The organism is Pseudomonas gregormendelii, from assembly GCF_017114825.1.
Lineage (GTDB): Bacteria > Pseudomonadota > Gammaproteobacteria > Pseudomonadales > Pseudomonadaceae > Aquipseudomonas > Aquipseudomonas gregormendelii.
Window position 1 is genome coordinate 45,406 of sequence record NZ_JADEVO010000009.1, and the last position, 19,679, is coordinate 65,084.

Genomic DNA, 19,679 nt, shown 5'->3' on the forward strand with positions numbered 1-19,679 from the left:
AAAGCATCCTAACTATTACGTTGACATTCGCTGCCTAGGCAGTAACATCTTGTCATACATTCTCTGCCTAGGCAGCTAATCGGTGGCCAGATGAAACACTTCACCCCGGACGACTTCAAGAACTGCCACCTCGGGCTCCTGCTCGGGCGAGCTGCGCTGCTCAAGGACCGGATCATCGACACCCACATGGAACCTCACGGCATCACCGCCGCGCAGTTCAAAGTGTTGATCATCATGGCCCAGTTCGGCGTCGACACCCCGGCCGAGCTTTGCCGGCACCTGTCCCTCGACAGTGGTTCGATGACCCGAATGCTCGATCGCCTGGAGCACAAAGGTTTCCTCGCCCGCCAGCGCTCCGAAGCCGACCGTCGTCAAGTGCAGCTGGTACTCACTGCACAAGGCCAGCAGCTGGCTGACCGCCTGCCAGACATCGGCGCGGCAGCCATGAACGAACTGGCTGGCGCGATCACTGAGCAAGAGCTGGCGACCCTGGAACAGATCCTGAAGAAAATTTTAGTCGCGGCGGGTGACTCCATCACCTTGCTGCGGGTAGGTGATAAATGAGCAGTAAACTCTCGCGCACCCGCTTGAGCCTGGTGCTGGTGGCCATGACCCTGGCGGGTTGTGCCAATTACAGTGGCTTGAAAACCGAAGGCGTCAGTCTGGATGCAAAAAGTCTCAAGGCCGGGCAGTCGCTGACCGGCGTCACCTTGTCGCCTGCCGCCTGGCCGAAAAGCGCCTGGTGGACGAGCCTCGGCGACCCGCAACTTGACGGGCTGATCCGCGAAGCCCTGCAAGACAGCCCCGACATGCAGATTGCCGAGGCTCGCGCGCATCAGGCCAGCGCCGCAGCCTACGCCGCCGATGCCGAGCGCATGCCGACGCTCGATGCCAGTGCCGGGGTCAGTCGGTCCCGCCTGGCTCGGGATCAGGACCCGCAGGGGCAGGGCGGGGCGTATTCCACCCTGCGTAACCTCGGTGCCAGTTTCAATTACAACTTCGACCTTTGGGGTGGGCAGCGGGACGCCTGGGAAGCTGCACTGGGCGAGGCCCGTGCCGCCGAAGTCGACCAACAGGCCGCGCAGTTGACCCTGGCCGCCGACGTCGCCCGGGCCTACAGCGATCTGGGCCAGGCCCACATCATCCATGACCTGGCCAGCGAAGACCTCAAGCGTACCCGGCAGATGCTCGACCTGAGCAAGCGCCGCCTGAGTTCGGGTATCGACAGCCAGTATCAGTTCCAGCAGACCGAAAGCCTGGAAGCCAGCTCGCAGGCCAGCCTGATCGATGCTGAAAAACGCCTGAACAGCGCGAAGATCGCCCTGGCGGTGCTGCTCGGCAAGGGCCCGGATCGCGGCAATGAAATCCCCCGGCCCAAAGTCCTCCAGGCCAGCGCCGTGGCACTGCCATCGGTGCTGCCGGCCGAACTGCTCGGTCGCCGGCCGGACCTGATCGCCGCGCGCTGGCGGGTCGAAGCCGCGAGCAAGAACATTGCCGCCGGCAAGACCCGCTTCTACCCCAACCTCAACCTGAGTGCTGCCGCTGGCTTCGAATCGTTGCTGGGGGATGCAATGTTCGGTTCGGCCAGTCGTTTCTTCAACGTCGGGCCGACGATTTCCCTGCCGATTTTCGACGGCGGCCGCCTGCGTGCCGACCTCGATTCCCGCGACGCCGACTATGACCTCGCGGTGGCGCAGTACAACAAAAGCCTGGTCAAGGCACTCGGCGATGTCAGCGACTCGATCAATCAGCTGCGAGATATCGGCCGACAGATCGGCGCGCAGCAGCACGCCACCGAGATCGCCCGGCAATCCTACGACACCGTGGTCCAGCGCTACGGTTCCGGCATCGGTAACTACCTGGACGTGCTCAGCATCGAGCAGCAATTGCTCCAGGCCCAGCGTCAGCTGGCCAACCTGAATGCCGAGCAGATCGACCTGTCGATCCAACTGATGCAGGCGCTGGGCGGAGGCTTCCAGGGTGACACCCTGGCGGCCGCCACTTCAGCCACGCAGCACAACTAATTCAAGGTAACCGTCATGGCCACTGCCGAAAACACTCAAAAAGCCGCCGATGCTCCTCAGGACACCGGCAATCCGCGCAAGCGCAAGATCATGCTGGTGCTTCTGGCCATTGTCGTGATCCTCGCCGGTGCTGGCGTCTGGGCCTATCACGAGCTCTACGGGCGCTGGAACGAGAGCACCGACGATGCCTATGTGAACGGCAACGTGGTGGAGATCACTCCGCTGGTTACCGGCACCGTGGTCAGCATCGGTGCCGACGATGGCGACCTGGTGCATGAAGGTCAGGTGCTGATCAATTTCGACCCGAATGACGCCGAAGTCGGGCTGCAAAGTGCCCAGGCCAACCTGGCCCGCACCGTGCGTCAGGTTCGCGGCTTGTACAGCAATGTCGACGGCATGAAAGCCCAGGTCAACGCCCAGCAGGCGGAAGTGCAGAAGGCCCAGGACAACTTCAATCGACGCAAGAACCTGGCAGCCGGCGGGGCGATCTCCCAGGAAGAACTGTCCCACGCCCGCGATGACCTGACCTCGGCGCAAAACGCCCTGGCCAATGCCCGCCAGCAACTCAAAACCACCAGCGCGCTGGTGGATGACACTGTGGTTTCGTCGCACCCGGACGTGATGTCCGCCGCCGCGCAACTACGCCAGGCCTACCTGACCAACGCCCGCAGCACCTTGATCGCTCCGGTCACCGGTTATGTCGCCAAGCGCACGGTGCAGTTGGGCCAGCGGGTTCAACCGGGCACCGCGCTGATGGCGGTGATTCCCCTGGATCAACTGTGGATCGACGCCAACTTCAAGGAAACCCAGCTGCGCGACATGCGCATCGGGCAGCCGGTGGACATCGAAGCCGACCTCTATGGCAGTGACGTGAAGTACAGCGGCACCATCGACAGCCTTGGCGCCGGAACCGGTAGCGCGTTCGCCCTGCTGCCGGCGCAGAACGCTACCGGTAACTGGATCAAGATCGTCCAGCGGGTGCCGGTGCGGATTCATATCAACGCCGAAGAGCTGGCCAGGCATCCATTGCGCGTCGGGCTGTCGACCCAGGTCGATGTGAACCTGCATGACCAGAGCGGTCCGGTGCTGGCGCAACAGCCGCCGCAAAAGGCCTCGTTCAGCACCAACGTCTACGACCGTCAGTTGGCCGAAGCCGATGCAATGATCGCCCAACTGATTCACGACAACAGCGCCGCGGCGAGCAAGACCGCGCAACGCTGATTCGCAACCACACAAACCCTGTGGCAGCGGGCTTGCCCGCGCCCACAGGGTCTGAAGCTCCAAAGGATTTGCGATGAGCAATAACGCGTCTTTCACGCCTCCCAGCCTGCTGCTCAGCACCATCGGCCTGTCGCTGGCGACTTTCATGCAGGTGCTCGATACCACCATTGCCAACGTGGCGCTGCCGACGATCTCCGGCAACCTGGGGGTCAGTTCGGAGCAGGGCACCTGGGTCATCACCTCGTTTGCCGTGAGCAATGCGATCGCCCTGCCGCTGACTGGCTGGCTCAGCCGGCGCTTCGGTGAGGTGAAGCTGTTTCTCTGGGCGACCATCCTGTTCGTGATTGCCTCGTTCCTGTGCGGCATTTCCACCTCGATGCCGGAGCTGATCCTGTTTCGGGTGATCCAGGGCCTGTTAGCAGGGCCTTTGTACCCGATGACGCAGACGTTACTGATTGCGGTCTATCCACCTGCAAGGCGCGGCATGGCCCTGGCGTTGCTGGCGATGGTCACGGTGGTGGCGCCGATTGCAGGCCCGATCCTCGGCGGCTGGATTACCGACAGCTACAGCTGGCCGTGGATCTTCTTCATCAACGTACCGATCGGTATCTTCGCGGTGATGGTCGTGCGTCAGCAACTGAAGGCGCGCCCGGTGGAAACCAGTCGCCAGCCGATGGATTACGTCGGCCTGATCACCCTGATCATCGGGGTCGGCGCCTTGCAGGTGATCCTCGACAAAGGTAATGACCTGGACTGGTTCGAATCCAACTTCATCATCATCGGCGCGGCCATTTCGGTGATTGCCCTGGCGGTGTTCATCATCTGGGAGATGACCGACCAGCATCCGGTGGTCAACCTGCGCCTGTTTGCCCACCGCAACTTCCGTATCGGCACAATAGTGCTGGTGCTGGGGTATGCCGGGTTCTTCGGGATCAACCTGATCCTGCCGCAGTGGCTGCAAACCCAGATGGGCTACACCGCGACCTGGGCCGGGCTGGCGGTGGCGCCGATCGGGATCCTGCCGGTGATCCTGTCGCCGTTTGTCGGTAAGTACGCGCACAAATTCGACCTGCGCCTGCTGGCCGGCCTGGCATTCCTGGCGATTGGCCTGAGCTGCTTCATGCGCGCCGGTTTCACCAACGAAGTGGACTTCCAGCACATCGCGCTAGTGCAGTTATTCATGGGCATTGGCGTGGCACTGTTCTTCATGCCAACGCTGAGCATCCTGATGTCGGACCTGCCACCGAGCCAGATCGCCGATGGCGCCGGGCTGGCGACTTTCCTGCGCACCCTGGGCGGCAGCTTTGCGGCATCGCTGACCACCTGGATCTGGATTCGCCGGGCGGATCAACACCACGCCTACATGAGTGAAAGCATCAGCACCTACGATCCCGCCACCCGTGACGCGCTCAATGCCCTGGGCGGCCCTGGCAACCCGGCCTATGCGCAACTCGATCATGTGCTGACCAGCCAGGCGTACATGCTCTCCACCGTGGACTACTTCACGCTGCTGGGGTGGGGATTCATGGGGTTGATACTGATCGTGTGGCTGGCCAAACCGCCATTTGCCGCCAAGGCCGGGCCTGCGTCGGCAGGGCATTAATGGTTGTGGCTGTAAAAGGATCGCAGCCTGCGGCAGCTCCTACAGGTGTACACATGACCCTGGAGGAGCTGCCGCAGGCTGCGATCTTTTGACCTTAAGAGGCTGTAAAATCAAACGGGGACAACGCAAACCCGTTCTCATCCACCTGCAACGCCCACCCCTGGCGATCCCAGTCCCCCAGCACAATGCGCCTGGCCGCCTGCTCGCCAATCTGCAATTTGTGAATGGCTGGGCGGTGAGTGTGGCCGTGGATCAGGGTTTTCACCCCGTATTGCTGCATCACCCGCGGCACTTCCTCGGGGGTCACATCGACAATGTCATTGGCCTTCATTCGGGTCTGGGCCCGGCTTTCGCTGCGCAGTTTGCGCGCCAGCTTGTGCCGCGTGCCCAAGGGCAGGTGGCGCAGGATGAACAGGGTGACGGGATTGCGCAGGTAGCGACGCAGCTTCATATAGGCTTCGTCGCGGGTGCACAGGCTGTCACCGTGCATCAATAGCACCGGTTCGCCTGCGAGTTGCACGATGCTCGGGTCTTTCAACAGCGTGCAGCCGGCCTGTTTGCAGAAGGCCTGGCCGAGCATGAAGTCGCGATTACCGTGCATCAGAAAAATGGCCGTGCCGCTGTCGCTGAGATCGCGCAGGGCCTGGCAGATGGAACGCTGGAAGGCGGTCATGGCATCGTCGCCAATCCACGCTTCGAAAAAGTCGCCGAGGATGTACAACGCACTCGCCGAGCGGGCGCGCCCGGTGAGCAAATCCAGAAACGCCCGGGTAATGTCCGGGCGCTCCTCTTCCAGATGCAAGTCTGAAATCAGCAGTATCACTCAATGATCTCGGCTTTCTCGATGATCACGTCTTCTGCGGGAACGTCCTGGTGGCCGGACTTCATGGTGGTGGAAACACCTTTGATCTTGTCGACTACTTCTTCACCGGCCACCACTTTGGCGAACACGGCGTAGCCCCAGCCCTGGGTGGTCTTGGCGCTGTGGTTGAGGAAGCTGTTGTCGGCCACGTTGATGAAGAACTGCGCGGAAGCCGAATGCGGCTCCATGGTGCGGGCCATGGCTACGCTGTACTTGACGTTTGGCAGGCCGTTGTCGGCTTCGTTCTGGATGCTTGGGCGCTTGTCTTTCTTTTCTTTCATGCCTGGCTCGAAACCGCCGCCCTGGATCATGAAGTTACCAATGACGCGGTGGAACACGGTGTTTTCGTAGTGGCCGGCCTTGACGTATTCGATGAAGTTGGCAACGGTCAGCGGTGCCTTTTCAGCGTTCAGTTCCAGGACGATGTCGCCATGGTTGGTGGTCAGTTTGACTTGGGTCATGATCGGTACTCTTGATGAATTAAAGCTTCATGAGATAAAGCGTTTTCAATGAATTCGTGGTTTTGGGCATTGGCGCCTGCAACCGGTTCAGCCTGTATTGGGCCAAGAAACGCAGTTTAGCGCGACAGACGCGAATTTCGAGGCTGTTTTTCATTTGCAGGAGATTAAATGCAGCCGTTTTCGGGCCTGCTCTGTCAGCAGCTTGACGGCATCGGCTATGATAGCGGCTTTGATTTGTCAGGCCCCGTCTGCGGCCGCGCACTTGTACGTTCAAGGATCCTATGAGCAAGCCCACTGTCGAACCTACCTCGAATTCCAAGACCGGCCCAGCCGTGCCGGCCAATTTCCTGCGCCCGATCATCCAGGCGGACCTGGACTCGGGTAAGCACACGCAGATCGTCACCCGTTTCCCGCCCGAGCCCAACGGCTACCTGCACATCGGTCACGCCAAGTCGATCTGTGTGAACTTCGGCCTGGCCCAGGAATTCGGCGGCGTCACGCACCTGCGCTTCGACGACACCAACCCGGCCAAGGAAGACCAGGAATACATCGACGCGATCGAAAGCGACATCAAGTGGCTGGGCTTTGAATGGTCCGGCGAAGTGCGCTACGCCTCGCAATACTTCGACCAGTTGCACGACTGGGCAGTCGAGCTGATCAAGGCCGGCAAGGCCTACGTCGATGACTTGAGCCCCGAGCAGGCCAAGGAATACCGCGGCACCCTGACCGAGCCGGGCAAGAACAGCCCGTTTCGTGATCGCTCCGTGGAAGAGAACCTCGACTGGTTCGCGCGCATGAAAGCCGGTGAGTTCCAGGACGGCGCGCGGGTACTGCGGGCCAAGATCGACATGGCCTCGCCGAACATGAACCTGCGCGACCCGATCATGTATCGCATCCGTCACGCCCACCACCACCAGACCGGTGACAAGTGGTGCATCTACCCCAACTACGACTTCACCCACGGTCAGTCGGACGCCATCGAAGGCATCACTCACTCGATCTGCACCCTGGAATTCGAAAGCCACCGTCCGCTGTACGAGTGGTTCCTCGAGCACCTGCCGGTACCGGCCCACCCGCGCCAGTACGAGTTCAGCCGCCTGAACCTGAACTACACGATCACCAGCAAGCGCAAGCTCAAGCAACTGGTGGACGAGAAGCACGTGCATGGCTGGGACGACCCGCGCATGTCCACGCTGTCGGGCTTTCGCCGCCGTGGCTACACGCCCAAATCGATCCGCAACTTCTGCGACATGGTCGGTACCAACCGTTCCGATGGCGTGGTCGACTTCGGCATGCTGGAATTCAGCATTCGTGATGACCTCGACCACAGCGCACCGCGCGCCATGTGCGTCCTGCGTCCATTAAAAGTGGTCATCACCAACTACCCGGAAGGCCAGGTCGAGAACCTCGAACTGCCGTGCCACCCGAAGGAAGACATGGGCGTGCGCGTCCTGCCATTCGCTCGGGAAATCTACATCGACCGTGAAGACTTCATGGAAGAGCCGCCAAAAGGCTACAAGCGCCTGGAACCCAACGGCGAAGTACGCCTGCGCGGCAGCTACGTCATTCGTGCCGACGAAGCGATCAAGGACGCCGACGGCAACATCGTCGAACTGCGTTGCTCCTACGACCCCGAAACCCTGGGCAAGAACCCTGAAGGCCGCAAGGTCAAAGGCGTGGTGCACTGGGTGCCGGCCGCGGCCAGCGTCGAGTGCGAAGTGCGCCTGTACGATCGCCTGTTCCGCTCGCCGAATCCTGAGAAGGCCGAAGACAGCGCCAGTTTCCTGGACAACATCAACCCTCAATCGCTGCAAGTTCTCACCGGTTGTCGTGCCGAGCCTTCGCTGGGCAACGCACAGCCGGAAGACCGTTTCCAGTTCGAGCGCGAAGGTTACTTCTGCGCGGATATCAAGGACTCGAAACCAGGTCATCCGGTATTCAACCGCACCGTGACCTTGCGTGATTCGTGGGGCCAGTGATTCAAGGAAACAACTAAAGTGCTATCGATCTACAACACGCTCACCAAGAGCAAAGAAGTCTTCAAGCCGCTGGATGGCAACAATGTGCGCATGTACGTCTGCGGGATGACCGTGTATGACTACTGCCACATTGGCCACGGCCGCAGCATGGTCGCGTTCGACCTGGTGACCCGCTGGTTGCGGTTCAGCGGTTACAACCTGACCTACGTGCGCAACATCACCGATATCGAAGACAAGATCATCAACCGGGCGCGGGAGAACGGCGAGCCGTTCGACGCGTTGACCGAGCGCATGATCACCGCCATGCACGAGGACGAGGCGCGCCTCAACATCCTCAAGCCGGACATGGAGCCGCGTGCCACGGATCACATTCCGGGCATGCTGAGCATGATCCAGACCCTGATCGACAAGGGTTACGCTTACGCACCGGGCAATGGCGACGTGTACTACCGCGTGGCCAAGTTCATGGGTTACGGCAAGCTGTCGCGCAAGAAGATCGAAGACCTGCGCATCGGCGCCCGTATCGAAGTCGACGAGTCGAAACAGGACCCGCTGGACTTCGTACTGTGGAAGGCCACCAAGCCGGGCGAGCCAAGCTGGCAATCGCCTTGGGGCGACGGTCGTCCGGGCTGGCACATCGAGTGCTCGGTGATGTCCACCTGCTGCCTGGGTGAGACCTTCGATATCCATGGCGGCGGCAGTGACCTCGAGTTCCCGCACCATGAAAACGAAATCGCCCAGAGCGAAGCGGCCACCGGCAAGACCTACGCTAACGCGTGGATGCATTGCGGCATGATTCGCATCAATGGCGAGAAGATGTCCAAGTCCTTGAACAACTTCTTCACCATTCGCGACGTGCTGGAAAAGTACCACCCGGAAGTGGTGCGTTACCTGCTGGTATCGAGCCACTATCGCAGCGCGATCAACTACTCCGAAGACAACCTCAAGGACGCCAAGGGCGCACTCGAGCGTTTCTATCACGCCTTGAAAGGCCTGCCGAGTGTTGCTCCGGCCGGCGGCGAAGCCTTTGTCGAGCGTTTCACCCAGGTGATGAACGACGACTTCGGTACACCGGAAGCCTGTGCGGTGCTGTTCGAGATGGTCCGCGAGATTAACCGCTTGCGGGATACAGATATCGACGCGGCGGCGGGTCTGGCGGCGCGCCTGAAGGAACTGGCCAGTGTGCTGGGTGTGTTGCAGCTTGAGGCCGATGACTTCCTGCAGGCTGGCGCTGAAGGGCGGGTTGATGCGGCTGAAGTCGATGCGCTGATTGCTGCGCGTCTGGCCGCTCGGGCTGGTAAAGACTGGGCCGAATCGGACCGCATCCGCGACCAGCTCACCGCCATGGGCGTGGTGCTGGAAGATGGCAAGGGCGGGACTACCTGGCGTTTGGCTGACTGATAGCGATCGTCGTTGAAAACAAAACCCGCCTTGTGCGGGTTTTTGTTTTTTGGGTGCGTGTGGTCGAGGGGTAAACGCATTTTAGTGGTAAGAAGTGTTGGCGTTGTTCAACGTGTGCAGCGGTTAGTCTTGAGTGGTTGACTTTGTGTGTCGTTTCGGTGTTTCGAACTGGCAATAAGTTCGTTAGTTTTTTTGTGAGGTTTTTCCGAAGAGCGAGTAGGAAGTTTCCTTTTTGGTTTTTTAGTAAAGACAGGCGTGGTTAAGTAAGAGAAGTGTGTGATCCAATGGATGATATTTCTTGAGCTAGCACTTGTCCGCGATTCAGGTGCAATCAACTTTAGAAATGCCGTTTTCGCTTCTGGGAGGTTAATGTGCAAGACCTGATTACTTCTGAGTATCCCGATCATGTGTGCATCCACAATTTCTTCGAAGAGCAGGTTGCGCGCGGTCCGGGGTCAACGGCGCTTATCTTTGCGGGCCAAGTGCTCAGCTGAATAATAACATCCGGTCACCGATACCTTCCCATTAGTTGCGTCAAATACTGTGGGCTACTTATTCAGTGTTAAATTCAGAAAGGACAAATCATGGCTAATCCTTATCGCGAACTTCTCACCACCCCGGGCGTCATGGGGTTAGTGATCGCGAGTTCCATTGCCCGTCTGCCCCAGGCAATGATCGGCATCGGCGTCATTACCATGTTGGTGCAGCAGACGGGTCTTTATTGGCTGGCGGGCTCGGTCGCCGGTACTTTTACCTTGGCGAATGCGCTTATCGGCCCGCACGTATCAAAACTCGTTGATCAACGGGGCCAGAGTCGGGTTCTGCCGTTTGTGACGGCCTTCAGCATTGGCATGTTGCTGGCGCTAATCATTGCTGTCTCTCTGAGGGCTCCGGCCCCACTGCTTTTTATTCTTGCGGGATTGGCGGGCACGATGCCGAGCATGCCCGCGATGATAAGAGCACGCTGGACGCAACTTTTCCGCGGCAAGCCGCAATTACACACGGCCTTCTCTTTGGACACGGTTCTAACTGAACTCGCCTTTATCATCGGCCCACCACTCGCCATTGGTTTGAGCGTCAGCTTTTTCGCCGAAGCCGGGCCGCTTGTAGCCGTCTTGTTGCTGGTTGTCGGCGTGACGGCTTTTCTTATGCAACGGCAGACAGAACCGAAGGTGGTCGTTGGCGTTAAAAGGAACGCTAGCTCGATCCTGCTTATCCCCGGCGTTCGTACCATCGTGCTGGCGCTCTTGGCCATGGGTGTGATTGGCGGATCAATCGACGTTGCGGTTGTTGCCTTCGCCAACGCTCAAGGCTGGCCAGCGTCCGCCAGTTTCACCCTGGCAGCCTATGCGCTCGGTTCAATGATTGCGGGCCTGACGTTCGGCGCGATAAGGATTTCCTTACCGATTGAAAAGCAGTTCTTTATCGGAGTTCTGATAACAGCAGTCACAGCCGTGTTGCCCATTTTCTCACCGGACGTCTACATCCTTTCGGGGATGCTGTTTGTGGCAGGTGTGTCATTTGCGCCAACTATGGTCGTCGTCAAGAACCTCGGTACTATCATTGTTCCGCCGTCTAGGATCACCGAAGGACTGACATGGATGACAACGGGTATCAGCATAGGCGTAGCGCTCGGTGGAGTACTATCGGGCTTGATCATCGATACTTATGGTGCACGAGCAGGGTTCGGTGTAGCCATTGCCGCAGGGCTAATAATGGTGGTCATCGTGCTGCTTGGCCTGCGCACCCTTCAAGCCGCGTCAGCGACGTATGCCGAGCCGATCTTTCAATAATTGGCAATGTCCAGGCTGGACAAATGGACGCAGCACTGCAAGAGGTGATTCAACTCAGCTAAGGCAATGAGTTTGCTACGCCCATCGTGAATTGATTCATCACTCAGCCTGACGCAACCGCTTGTAAAGCGTATTACGACTAACCCCCAACCGCCGGGCCAGGTGCGAAATATTCCCGCCCACTGCCTGCAACTGCCGATTTAAATCCTCGGCATCATCCAGATCCACTGCCAGCGGCTCCGGTCCATCCACCGGCTCCATCTGCATATCGACAAAAAAATCATCGGGCAAATGCTCCGGGCGCACCGGTTGCTCCTCGGCCATGGCCAGCGCCACCTGCATCACGCTGCTGACCTGGCGCAAATTCCCCGGCCACGGGTGGCGAGCGAACAACTCCAGCACCTCACGACTTAAACCCGCCCACTGCGACGGTTCGCGATGCTGTTCCCACAATCGTTTGAACAGCTCCTGCTTGTCACTGCGTTCCCTTAACGGCGGCAACTCCAGGGTCAACCCGCCGATGCGGTAATACAAATCTTCGCGAAACCGGCCCAATTGAACCTGTTCGCGCAGGGATCGATTGGTCGCCGAAATAATTCGAATATCCACCGGAAACAATTCACTGCTGCCCACCGGTTGCACGCAACGCTCCTGTAACACCCGCAACAGACGTGCTTGAGTCGGCAGCGGCATGTCGCCGATTTCATCGAGGAACAGGGTGCCTTTGTCGGCCTTGCGAATCAGCCCGATGCTGCCTTTCTGGTTGGCGCCAGTGAACGCGCCTTTTTCGTAGCCGAACAGTTCAGACTCCACCAATTCGGCGGGGATCGCTGCACAGTTCACCGCGATAAACGCCTGTTTGCTGCGCGAGCTGGCCTGGTGCAGAGCCTTGACGAAAACTTCCTTGCCCACACCGGTCTCACCGTGGATGAGCAGCGGAATGTCCTTCTCCAGCAACCGCTCGGCCTGGCGCACGGCTTTTTCCACCCGGCTGTCACCAAAGTGCAAGGTATTGAGACTGATCCCAGCCGATGGTACTGCTGGTTGCTCGACGAACACTCGAGCCTTGACCGGCACTTGCTTGGGCCGTTTCAACAGGCACTGGAAGCGATTGCGTCCCGAGGTCTGCAGCGCGAAGGGCAGATCATCCGGCTGATTCAACAGTTCCAGCAATGAGACCTTGAACAGACTCTCGACGCTCACTCGCGACAGACTGATGCCGAGCAGATTGTCCGCCCGTCGATTGGCCGACAGCACCTGGCCGCTCTCATCAAAAATCAGCAAGCCGGCCCACTGGCTGTCGAGGTTGTTCAAACCGGTGTTGAAGGTCAGTTGGAAGTGTTGGCCGTGGAACAGGTTGAGAATCAGCCGGTTCTCCACGGTCTGACTCATCATCTTGACCATGCCCAGCGTGTGTGACGGCGGCAGGTAGCTGTCGCTTGACACATCCAGCACGGCGATCACTTTGCGCTCGGCATCGAAAATCGGCGCGGCGGAGCCGGTCATGAAGCGGTTGGCCTTGAGGAAATGTTCATCGTGTTCGATATGCACCGCCTGCTCACAGGCCAGCGCGGTGCCGATCGCGTTGGTTCCGCTGCAGCGCTCCATCCAGCTGGCCCCGGCGCTGAAGCCTCGGGTCAGTGTCGGCTCGATGAATCGCTGGGTCCCCCACGATGTCAGCACCTGGCCCTGATTGTCGGCGAGCATGATCAGGCAGTTGGAGTTACTGAGGATGTTCTCGTAGTAGGGCAGGACCTCCTGATGGGTGGTCTGTACCAGTGAATGCTGGCTCTCCAGCAGTTGCGCTATGCCAGCGGCCGGCAGCTGATCGAAGGCCGGGGCGCTTTGATGGTCCAGACCAAACGCGCGGCAACGGGACCAGGAGTCCTGAATGATGGCGTCATGGGAGAGCGGCGAGGCAGGTACGGCCATGGCAGGCGATCTCTGAGCTGACTTTTATTGTTGTTTTAGGTCAACGCTATCCCTGTAGGAGCTGCCGAAGGCTGCGATCTTTTGATCTTCCAGCTCATTTGAAGACTCACAATCAAGATCAAAAGATCGCAGCCTTCGGCAGCTCCTACAGGGACCGTGAACGGTGCATAGAGTGTTGTTCACTATTGTTCATTGTCAACCGACCATCTGTTCAATTGTTCATTGGCGGTTGTTCATTTCTGTTCAGCATTGAACCCCGGCTGCTCGCCAGTTTGGCGTTTTTCCCAGTGGTTCAACGACTTGCGTTTCCTGGCATGAAACTCGCTCTACAGCCTGGGTCGCTTGACTCCAATAATAAAAAGGCCGAGCCATGTCGTTAACCCTGGAGCACGTCAGCCGCACCGTCGAAGGCCAGACCTGGATCGACGATGCGTGCCTGAATTTTGAAGCCGGTTCTTTCAACGTTCTGCTCGGTCGCACGCTGTCCGGCAAAACCAGCCTGATGCGCCTGATGGCCGGCCTGGACAAGCCCGACAGCGGGCGCATCCTGATGAACGGCGTCGACGTCACCCAACGCCCGGTGCGTCTGCGTAACGTCTCGATGGTGTATCAGCAGTTCATCAACTACCCGACCATGACCGTGTTCGAGAATATCGCCTCGCCTTTGCGCCAGGCAGGGGTGTCCAGGGACCTGATCGAGAGCAAGGTTCAGGAAACGGCGAAGATGCTGCGCATCGAGAAGTTCCTCCAGCGCCATCCGCTCGAACTGTCTGGTGGCCAGCAACAGCGCACTGCCATGGCTCGTGCCCTGGTCAAGGATGCCGAACTGATCCTGTTCGACGAACCGTTGGTCAACCTCGACTACAAGTTGCGCGAAGAGCTGCGCCAGGAAATGCGCGAGCTGTTCAAGGCCCGGCACACCATCGCGATCTACGCCACCACCGAACCCAATGAAGCATTGGCGTTGGGCGGCACCACGACCATTCTTCACGAAGGACGGGTGATCCAGAGTGGCAAGTCGTCCGAGGTCTATCACCAGCCGCAGAGTGTGCTGGCGGCAGAACTGTTCTCCGAGCCGCCGATCAACCTGATGCCCGGGCGCATTGCCGGCAATGAAGTCAGCTTCGCCAATTTCGTGCACTTCCCGCTGAACGTCGACCTGCGACCGGTCGGTGAGGGTGAATACCGCTTTGGCGTGCGGCCCAGTCATATTTCCCTGGTGCCGAGCAACGACGATGACCTGGAGCTGGCAGTAACGGTCGAGGTGGCGGAAATCAGCGGATCGGAAACCTTCCTGCACGTGCGCAACGAACATTTCCTGCTGGTGCTGCACTTGCCCGGGGTTCACGAATACGACGTCGACGCGCCGATTCGCATCTATATCCCGACCCACAAACTGTTTGTGTTCGATGCCCAGGGCCGCTTGGTCCAGGCACCCGGGCGCCGTATCGCGAGGGTTGCCTGATGGCCGAGATCCGCTTGCAGAACCTCGCCCACAGCTATACGCGCACGCCGAGCGGTCCGGAGGACTACGCGATCCGCGAGATGGATCACATCTGGGAGCAGGGGGGCGCCTACGCCTTGCTCGGCCCTTCGGGCTGCGGCAAGTCGACCTTGCTCAACATCATTTCCGGCCTGCTCAGCCCGTCCCAGGGCCAGGTGCTGTTTGACAGCAAAGTCGTCAACGACCTGACTCCGGAGAAGCGCAACATAGCCCAGGTGTTCCAGTTCCCGGTGGTCTACGACACCATGACGGTGTTCGACAACCTGGCCTTTCCATTGCGCAACCAGGGCATGGCCGAAGCGAAAATCCACAGCAAGGTCCAGGAGATTGCCGAGGTTCTCGACCTGCAGGCGCTGCTGGGCAAGAAGGCGCGCAACCTGACTGCTGACGAAAAACAGAAAGTCTCCATGGGCCGCGGGCTGGTCCGCGATGACGTCTCCGCGATCCTGTTCGATGAGCCGCTGACCGTGATCGATCCGCACTTGAAGTGGAAGTTGCGGCGCAAGCTCAAGCAGATCCACGAGCAGTTCAACATCACCATGGTCTACGTCACCCACGATCAGCTGGAGGCCTCGACCTTTGCCGACAAGATCGCCGTGATGTACGGCGGCCAGATCGTGCAGTTCGGTACTCCGCGGGAGCTGTTCGAACGGCCGAGCCATACTTTCGTGGGCTATTTCATCGGCAGCCCCGGGATGAACCTGATCGACGTGCAGCCCCAGCCTGGGGGCGTCGGGTTTGCTTCGACCCACTTGCCGTTGTCCGAAGCGCAACAGCAGCGTATCGCTGAATCCGAATGGCAGACCCTGAAGGTTGGCATTCGTCCGGAGTTCGTCCATGTGTGGGACGAGCCATTCGATGACGCGATGCAGGCAAAAGTCGTACACGTCGAAGACCTCGGTACCTACAAGATCATGACCTTGAACCTCGATGGCGCCCCGCTGAAAGTACGCCTGGCCGAAGACAAGCCGGTGCCGCAAGGCACTGCCTACATCAGTTTCCCGGCCCAGTGGTTGATGGTCTATGCCGATGATTACCTGCTGGAGACGCAGCCATGAACAAGGTGCAGAACAACAAGGCCTGGTGGCTGGTGTTGCCGGTGTTCCTGCTGGTGGCATTCAGCGCAGTGATCCCGATGATGACCGTGGTCAACTATTCGGTGCAGGACATCTTCGATCAATCCAGTCGGTACTTCGTCGGCGCCGACTGGTACAAGCAGGTGCTGCTTGACCCGCGGCTGCATGACTCGTTGCTGCGCCAGTTCATTTACTCCGGCTGTGTGCTGCTGATCGAGATCCCCCTGGGCATTGCGATCGCGCTGACAATGCCGACCAAGGGCCGCTGGTCGTCGCTGGTGCTGATCATTCTGGCGATACCGCTGTTGATCCCGTGGAACGTGGTGGGCACCATCTGGCAGATCTTCGGCAGAGCCGACATCGGCCTGCTGGGTTCGAGCCTCAATGCCATGGGCATCAGCTACAACTATGCGGCGAACACCATGGACGCCTGGGTCACGGTGCTGGTGATGGACGTCTGGCACTGGACTTCGCTGGTGGCGCTGCTGTGCTTTTCCGGCCTGCGGGCGATCCCGGACGTGTACTACCAGGCGGCACGGATCGATCGGGCCTCGGCCTGGGCAGTGTTCCGCCATATCCAGCTGCCCAAGCTGAAAAGCGTACTGCTGATCGCGGTAATGCTGCGCTTCATGGACAGCTTCATGATCTACACCGAGCCGTTCGTGCTGACCGGCGGCGGCCCGGGCAACGCCACCACCTTCCTCAGCCAGACCCTGACCCAGATGGCGATCGGCCAGTTCGACCTTGGCCCGGCTGCGGCTTTCTCGCTGGTGTACTTCCTGATCATCCTGTTGGTGTCCTGGCTGTTCTACACCGCCATGACTCACTCTGACGCCAACCGCTGAGGTCTGCCATGAGCAAAAGAAAGCTGATCCCGTTGCTGATCTACATCCTGTTCCTGCTGGTGCCGATCTACTGGCTGCTGAACATGTCCTTCAAGAGCAACACCGAAATCCTCAGCGGCCTGACCCTGTTTCCGCAGGACTTTACCTTGGCCAACTACAAGGTCATCTTCACTGATCCAGCCTGGTACACCGGCTACCTCAACTCGCTGTATTACGTGAGCCTGAACACGGTGATTTCCCTGAGCGTGGCGTTGCCGGCCGCCTATGCGTTCTCGCGTTATCGCTTCCTGGGCGACAAGCACCTGTTCTTCTGGCTGCTGACCAACCGCATGGCGCCCCCGGCCGTGTTCCTGTTGCCGTTTTTTCAGCTGTACTCCTCGATCGGTCTGTTCGATACGCACATCGCCGTGGCCCTGGCGCACTGCCTGTTCAACGTGCCGCTGGCCGTGTGGATCCTCGAAGGCTTCATGTCCGGGGTGCCCAAGGAAATCGACGAAACGGCCTACATCGACGGCTACAGTTTCCCCAAGTTCTTCGTGAAGATCTTCATCCCGCTGATCGGCTCCGGGATCGGTGTCACGGCATTTTTCTGCTTCATGTTTTCCTGGGTCGAGTTGCTGCTGGCGCGCACCCTCACTTCGGTGAACGCCAAGCCGATCGCGGCGGTGATGACTCGCACGGTCTCGGCGTCCGGTATCGACTGGGGTGTGCTGGCGGCGGCAGGGGTACTGACCATCTTGCCCGGCATGCTGGTGATCTGGTTTGTGCGCAACCACGTGGCCAAGGGTTTTGCCCTGGGCCGGGTATGAGGAGCTGATGATGGAATGGATGAGCTGGACTGTCCCCACCGCGGTGTTTTTCATCGTCATTGGCCTGATCCTGGTGGGCATGACGACGTGGGAGCTGCGTTCTCCGAGCGTCCTTCGCCGGGGTTTTTTACCGATTGCCACCACCCGTGGCGATCGGCTGTTTATCGGTCTTCTCGGTAGCGCCTACCTGCATTTGCTGGTGATTGGCGCCACCGACTGGAGCATCTGGGTAGCGTCCGCGTTGTCCCTGGTGTGGCTGTTGGCTGTGATGCGCTGGGGCTAGTCGACATCGCTCGGCAAAGTTGCTCCAAAACTCAAACAGGAGGTCTCTATGTTCGACAAAAACAATAAGCTGCGACATAGCGTTTCATTGGCAGCCATGCTGGCACTCAGCGGGTTGAGCGCTGCGGCCTGGGCCGATGCCTATGAAGACGCCGCCAAGAAATGGATTGGCAGCGAGTTCAAGCCGTCCACGCTGACGCCAGAGCAGCAGCTCGAAGAGCTGAAGTGGTTTATCAAGGCTGCCGAGCCCTTTCGCGGGATGAACATCAAAGTGGTCTCGGAAACCCTGACCACCCACGAATACGAGTCCAAGGTGTTGGCCAAGGCCTTTACCGAGATCACCGGGATCAAGCTGACCCACGACCTGCTGCAGGAAGGCGATGTGGTGGAGAAGCTGCAAACCGTGATGCAGTCAGACAAGAGCATCTATGACGGTTGGGTCAACGACTCGGATTTGATCGGTACGCATTTCCGCTACGGCAAGACTGAATCAATCACCGACCTGATGGCCAACGAAGGCAAGAACTTCACCTCGCCGACGCTGGACATCAAGGATTTCATCGGCATCTCATTCACTACCGCGCCGGACGGCAAGATCTATCAACTGCCGGACCAGCAGTTCGCCAACCTATACTGGTTCCGCGCCGACTGGTTTGAACGTCCGGACCTGAAGGCCAAGTTTAAGGAAAAGTACGGCTACGAATTGGGTGTGCCGGTGAACTGGTCGGCTTATGAAGACATTGCCAAGTTCTTCAGCGAGGACGTCAAGGAAATCGACGGCAAGCGTATCTACGGGCACATGGACTACGGCAAGAAAGACCCGTCGCTAGGCTGGCGATTCACCGATGCCTGGTTTTCCATGGCCGGTGGCGGTGACAAGGGTATCCCCAATGGCTTGCCGGTGGACGAGTGGGGCATCCGCGTCGAGGACTGCCATCCGGTCGGCTCCAGCGTAACCCGTGGCGGTGATACCAATGGCCCGGCAGCGGTTTATGCGACGCAGAAGTACGTCGACTGGATGAAGGCCTACGCTCCACCGGAAGCCGCAGGCATGACGTTCTCCGAATCCGGCCCGGTGCCGTCCCAGGGCAACATCGCCCAACAAATCTTCTGGTACACCGCCTTTACCGCCGACATGACCAAACCGGGCTTGCCGGTGGTGAACGCCGACGGCACGCCGAAATGGCGCATGGCACCTTCGCCACGTGGGCCGTATTGGGAAGAGGGCATGAAGCTTGGGTATCAGGACGTGGGGTCCTGGACGTTCATGAAGTCGACGCCTGAAAAACAAAAACTGGCGGCCTGGCTGTATGCCCAGTTCGTGACTTCGAAAACCGTCTCGCTGAAGAAAACCATCGTCGGCCTGACGCCTATTCGCGAGTCGGACATCAATTCGCAGGCCATGACCGACCTCGCGCCCAAACTCGGCGGCCTGGTGGAGTTCTATCGCAGCCCGGCCCGTGTGCAATGGACCCCGACCGGGACCAACGTGCCGGACTATCCGCGCCTGGCACAACTGTGGTGGAGCCACATCGCCGAAGCCGCCAGCGGCGAGAAAACCCCGCAACAGGCACTCGATGGCCTGGCCAAGGACCAGGATGCGATCATGACCCGCCTGGAACGCTCCAAGGCACAGCCGGTGTGCGGGCCGAAGATGAACCCGGAACGGGATGCGCAATACTGGTTCGACCAGCCCGGTGCGCCGAAGCCGAAACTGGCGAACGAGAAGCCAAAAGGTGAAACCGTGAACTACAACGAACTGCTGAAATCCTGGGCGGATGCGCGTAAGTAAAAGCTGACTGCGAATGGCGAACGGCACTGGAAGGTGCCGTTTTTATTTGTGCCTGTACGACCGCAATCGCGAGCAGGCACTCCCACAGTTAGCCG

General features: G+C 59.4%; 16 protein-coding genes. 13 read left to right on the forward strand and 3 right to left on the reverse strand.

The window, feature by feature from the left end:
* The first annotated feature begins 90 nt into the window (after window positions 1-90).
* The 4 genes from IMW75_RS08805 (at window position 91) to IMW75_RS08820 (ending at window position 4,848) form a co-directional block, all read left to right on the forward strand.
* A complete protein-coding gene (locus IMW75_RS08805) occupies window positions 91-564 on the forward strand; it encodes a MarR family winged helix-turn-helix transcriptional regulator (protein ID WP_045059169.1) in 474 nt (157 codons plus the stop codon).
* A complete protein-coding gene (locus tag IMW75_RS08810; protein WP_045059170.1) occupies window positions 561-2,024 on the forward strand; it encodes an efflux transporter outer membrane subunit in 1,464 nt (487 codons plus the stop codon). The genes IMW75_RS08805 and IMW75_RS08810 overlap by 4 nt, the downstream gene beginning before the upstream one ends.
* A 15-nt stretch (window positions 2,025-2,039) precedes the next feature.
* Window positions 2,040-3,245, forward strand: a complete 1,206-nt coding sequence (locus IMW75_RS08815; RefSeq protein WP_205892392.1) for an HlyD/EmrA/EmrK family protein — start codon at window positions 2,040-2,042, stop codon at window positions 3,243-3,245.
* 73 nt (window positions 3,246-3,318) lie between these two features.
* A complete protein-coding gene (locus IMW75_RS08820; protein WP_205892393.1) occupies window positions 3,319-4,848 on the forward strand; it encodes a DHA2 family efflux MFS transporter permease subunit in 1,530 nt (509 codons plus the stop codon).
* A 94-nt stretch (window positions 4,849-4,942) separates the two neighbouring features.
* Here the strand turns inward: IMW75_RS08820 and lpxH are convergent, their stop codons facing one another.
* On the reverse strand, window positions 4,943-5,671 hold the full coding sequence (gene lpxH, locus IMW75_RS08825) for a UDP-2,3-diacylglucosamine diphosphatase (protein WP_205892394.1): 729 nt from the start codon (window positions 5,669-5,671) through the stop codon (window positions 4,943-4,945).
* The gene (locus tag IMW75_RS08830) at window positions 5,668-6,171 is read right to left on the reverse strand and encodes a peptidylprolyl isomerase (RefSeq protein WP_045062337.1); all 504 of its coding nucleotides are present in this window, start codon (window positions 6,169-6,171) and stop codon (window positions 5,668-5,670) included. Before IMW75_RS08830 ends, lpxH begins: the two co-directional genes overlap by 4 nt.
* A gap of 281 nt (window positions 6,172-6,452) precedes the next feature.
* Between IMW75_RS08830 and IMW75_RS08835 the strand changes: the two genes are divergently transcribed.
* The 3 genes from IMW75_RS08835 to IMW75_RS08845 all read left to right on the forward strand — a co-directional run bounded on the left by IMW75_RS08835 (window position 6,453) and on the right by IMW75_RS08845 (window position 11,344).
* A complete protein-coding gene (locus tag IMW75_RS08835; protein WP_045062335.1) occupies window positions 6,453-8,150 on the forward strand; it encodes a glutamine--tRNA ligase/YqeY domain fusion protein in 1,698 nt (565 codons plus the stop codon).
* Between the two features lie 18 nt (window positions 8,151-8,168).
* Complete coding sequence (cysS, locus tag IMW75_RS08840; RefSeq protein ID WP_205892395.1) at window positions 8,169-9,551, forward strand: cysteine--tRNA ligase; 1,383 nt, start codon at window positions 8,169-8,171, stop codon at window positions 9,549-9,551.
* Between the two features lie 584 nt (window positions 9,552-10,135).
* On the forward strand, window positions 10,136-11,344 hold the full coding sequence (locus IMW75_RS08845) for an MFS transporter (protein WP_205892396.1): 1,209 nt from the start codon (window positions 10,136-10,138) through the stop codon (window positions 11,342-11,344).
* 99 nt (window positions 11,345-11,443) lie between these two features.
* Here IMW75_RS08845 and IMW75_RS08850 read toward each other — a convergent pair whose 3' ends face one another.
* Complete coding sequence (locus tag IMW75_RS08850) at window positions 11,444-13,276, reverse strand: sigma-54-dependent Fis family transcriptional regulator (RefSeq protein ID WP_205892397.1); 1,833 nt, start codon at window positions 13,274-13,276, stop codon at window positions 11,444-11,446.
* Window positions 13,277-13,646: 370 nt separating this feature from the next.
* Here IMW75_RS08850 and IMW75_RS08855 point away from each other — a divergent pair, with 370 nt between their 5' ends.
* The 6 genes from IMW75_RS08855 to IMW75_RS08880 are packed head-to-tail and all read left to right on the forward strand — an operon-like array spanning window position 13,647 to window position 19,584.
* The gene (locus tag IMW75_RS08855; protein WP_205892398.1) at window positions 13,647-14,741 is read left to right on the forward strand and encodes an ABC transporter ATP-binding protein; all 1,095 of its coding nucleotides are present in this window, start codon (window positions 13,647-13,649) and stop codon (window positions 14,739-14,741) included.
* Complete coding sequence (locus IMW75_RS08860) at window positions 14,741-15,838, forward strand: ABC transporter ATP-binding protein (protein ID WP_045062326.1); 1,098 nt, start codon at window positions 14,741-14,743, stop codon at window positions 15,836-15,838. Before IMW75_RS08855 ends, IMW75_RS08860 begins: the two co-directional genes overlap by 1 nt.
* On the forward strand, window positions 15,835-16,701 hold the full coding sequence (locus tag IMW75_RS08865) for a carbohydrate ABC transporter permease (protein WP_033057091.1): 867 nt from the start codon (window positions 15,835-15,837) through the stop codon (window positions 16,699-16,701). The genes IMW75_RS08860 and IMW75_RS08865 overlap by 4 nt, the downstream gene beginning before the upstream one ends.
* A gap of 8 nt (window positions 16,702-16,709) precedes the next feature.
* Entirely contained in the window at window positions 16,710-17,510 is an 801-nt protein-coding gene (locus IMW75_RS08870) for a carbohydrate ABC transporter permease (protein WP_045062323.1), read from the forward strand.
* Window positions 17,511-17,520: 10 nt separating this feature from the next.
* Window positions 17,521-17,793 (forward strand): DUF2160 domain-containing protein, encoded by a 273-nt coding sequence (locus tag IMW75_RS08875; protein ID WP_045062321.1) that lies wholly within the window; start codon window positions 17,521-17,523, stop codon window positions 17,791-17,793.
* 48 nt (window positions 17,794-17,841) lie between these two features.
* Window positions 17,842-19,584, forward strand: a complete 1,743-nt coding sequence (locus IMW75_RS08880; protein ID WP_045062319.1) for an ABC transporter substrate-binding protein — start codon at window positions 17,842-17,844, stop codon at window positions 19,582-19,584.
* Window positions 19,585-19,679: the final 95 nt, after the last annotated feature.

What these genes read in the sequence shown, in the direction of transcription:
- IMW75_RS08805 (WP_045059169.1), top strand. Translation starts at nt 91, where the DNA reads ATGAAACACTTCACCCCGGACGACTTCAAGAACTGCCACCTCGGGCTC.
- IMW75_RS08810 (WP_045059170.1), top strand. Translation starts at nt 561, where the DNA reads ATGAGCAGTAAACTCTCGCGCACCCGCTTGAGCCTGGTGCTGGTGGCC.
- IMW75_RS08815 (WP_205892392.1), top strand. Translation starts at nt 2,040, where the DNA reads ATGGCCACTGCCGAAAACACTCAAAAAGCCGCCGATGCTCCTCAGGAC.
- IMW75_RS08820 (WP_205892393.1), top strand. Translation starts at nt 3,319, where the DNA reads ATGAGCAATAACGCGTCTTTCACGCCTCCCAGCCTGCTGCTCAGCACC.
- IMW75_RS08830 (WP_045062337.1), bottom strand. Translation starts at nt 6,171, where the DNA reads ATGACCCAAGTCAAACTGACCACCAACCATGGCGACATCGTCCTGGAA.
- IMW75_RS08835 (WP_045062335.1), top strand. Translation starts at nt 6,453, where the DNA reads ATGAGCAAGCCCACTGTCGAACCTACCTCGAATTCCAAGACCGGCCCA.
- IMW75_RS08845 (WP_205892396.1), top strand. Translation starts at nt 10,136, where the DNA reads ATGGCTAATCCTTATCGCGAACTTCTCACCACCCCGGGCGTCATGGGG.
- IMW75_RS08850 (WP_205892397.1), bottom strand. Translation starts at nt 13,276, where the DNA reads ATGGCCGTACCTGCCTCGCCGCTCTCCCATGACGCCATCATTCAGGAC.
- IMW75_RS08855 (WP_205892398.1), top strand. Translation starts at nt 13,647, where the DNA reads ATGTCGTTAACCCTGGAGCACGTCAGCCGCACCGTCGAAGGCCAGACC.
- IMW75_RS08860 (WP_045062326.1), top strand. Translation starts at nt 14,741, where the DNA reads ATGGCCGAGATCCGCTTGCAGAACCTCGCCCACAGCTATACGCGCACG.
- IMW75_RS08865 (WP_033057091.1), top strand. Translation starts at nt 15,835, where the DNA reads ATGAACAAGGTGCAGAACAACAAGGCCTGGTGGCTGGTGTTGCCGGTG.
- IMW75_RS08870 (WP_045062323.1), top strand. Translation starts at nt 16,710, where the DNA reads ATGAGCAAAAGAAAGCTGATCCCGTTGCTGATCTACATCCTGTTCCTG.
- IMW75_RS08875 (WP_045062321.1), top strand. Translation starts at nt 17,521, where the DNA reads ATGGAATGGATGAGCTGGACTGTCCCCACCGCGGTGTTTTTCATCGTC.
- IMW75_RS08880 (WP_045062319.1), top strand. Translation starts at nt 17,842, where the DNA reads ATGTTCGACAAAAACAATAAGCTGCGACATAGCGTTTCATTGGCAGCC.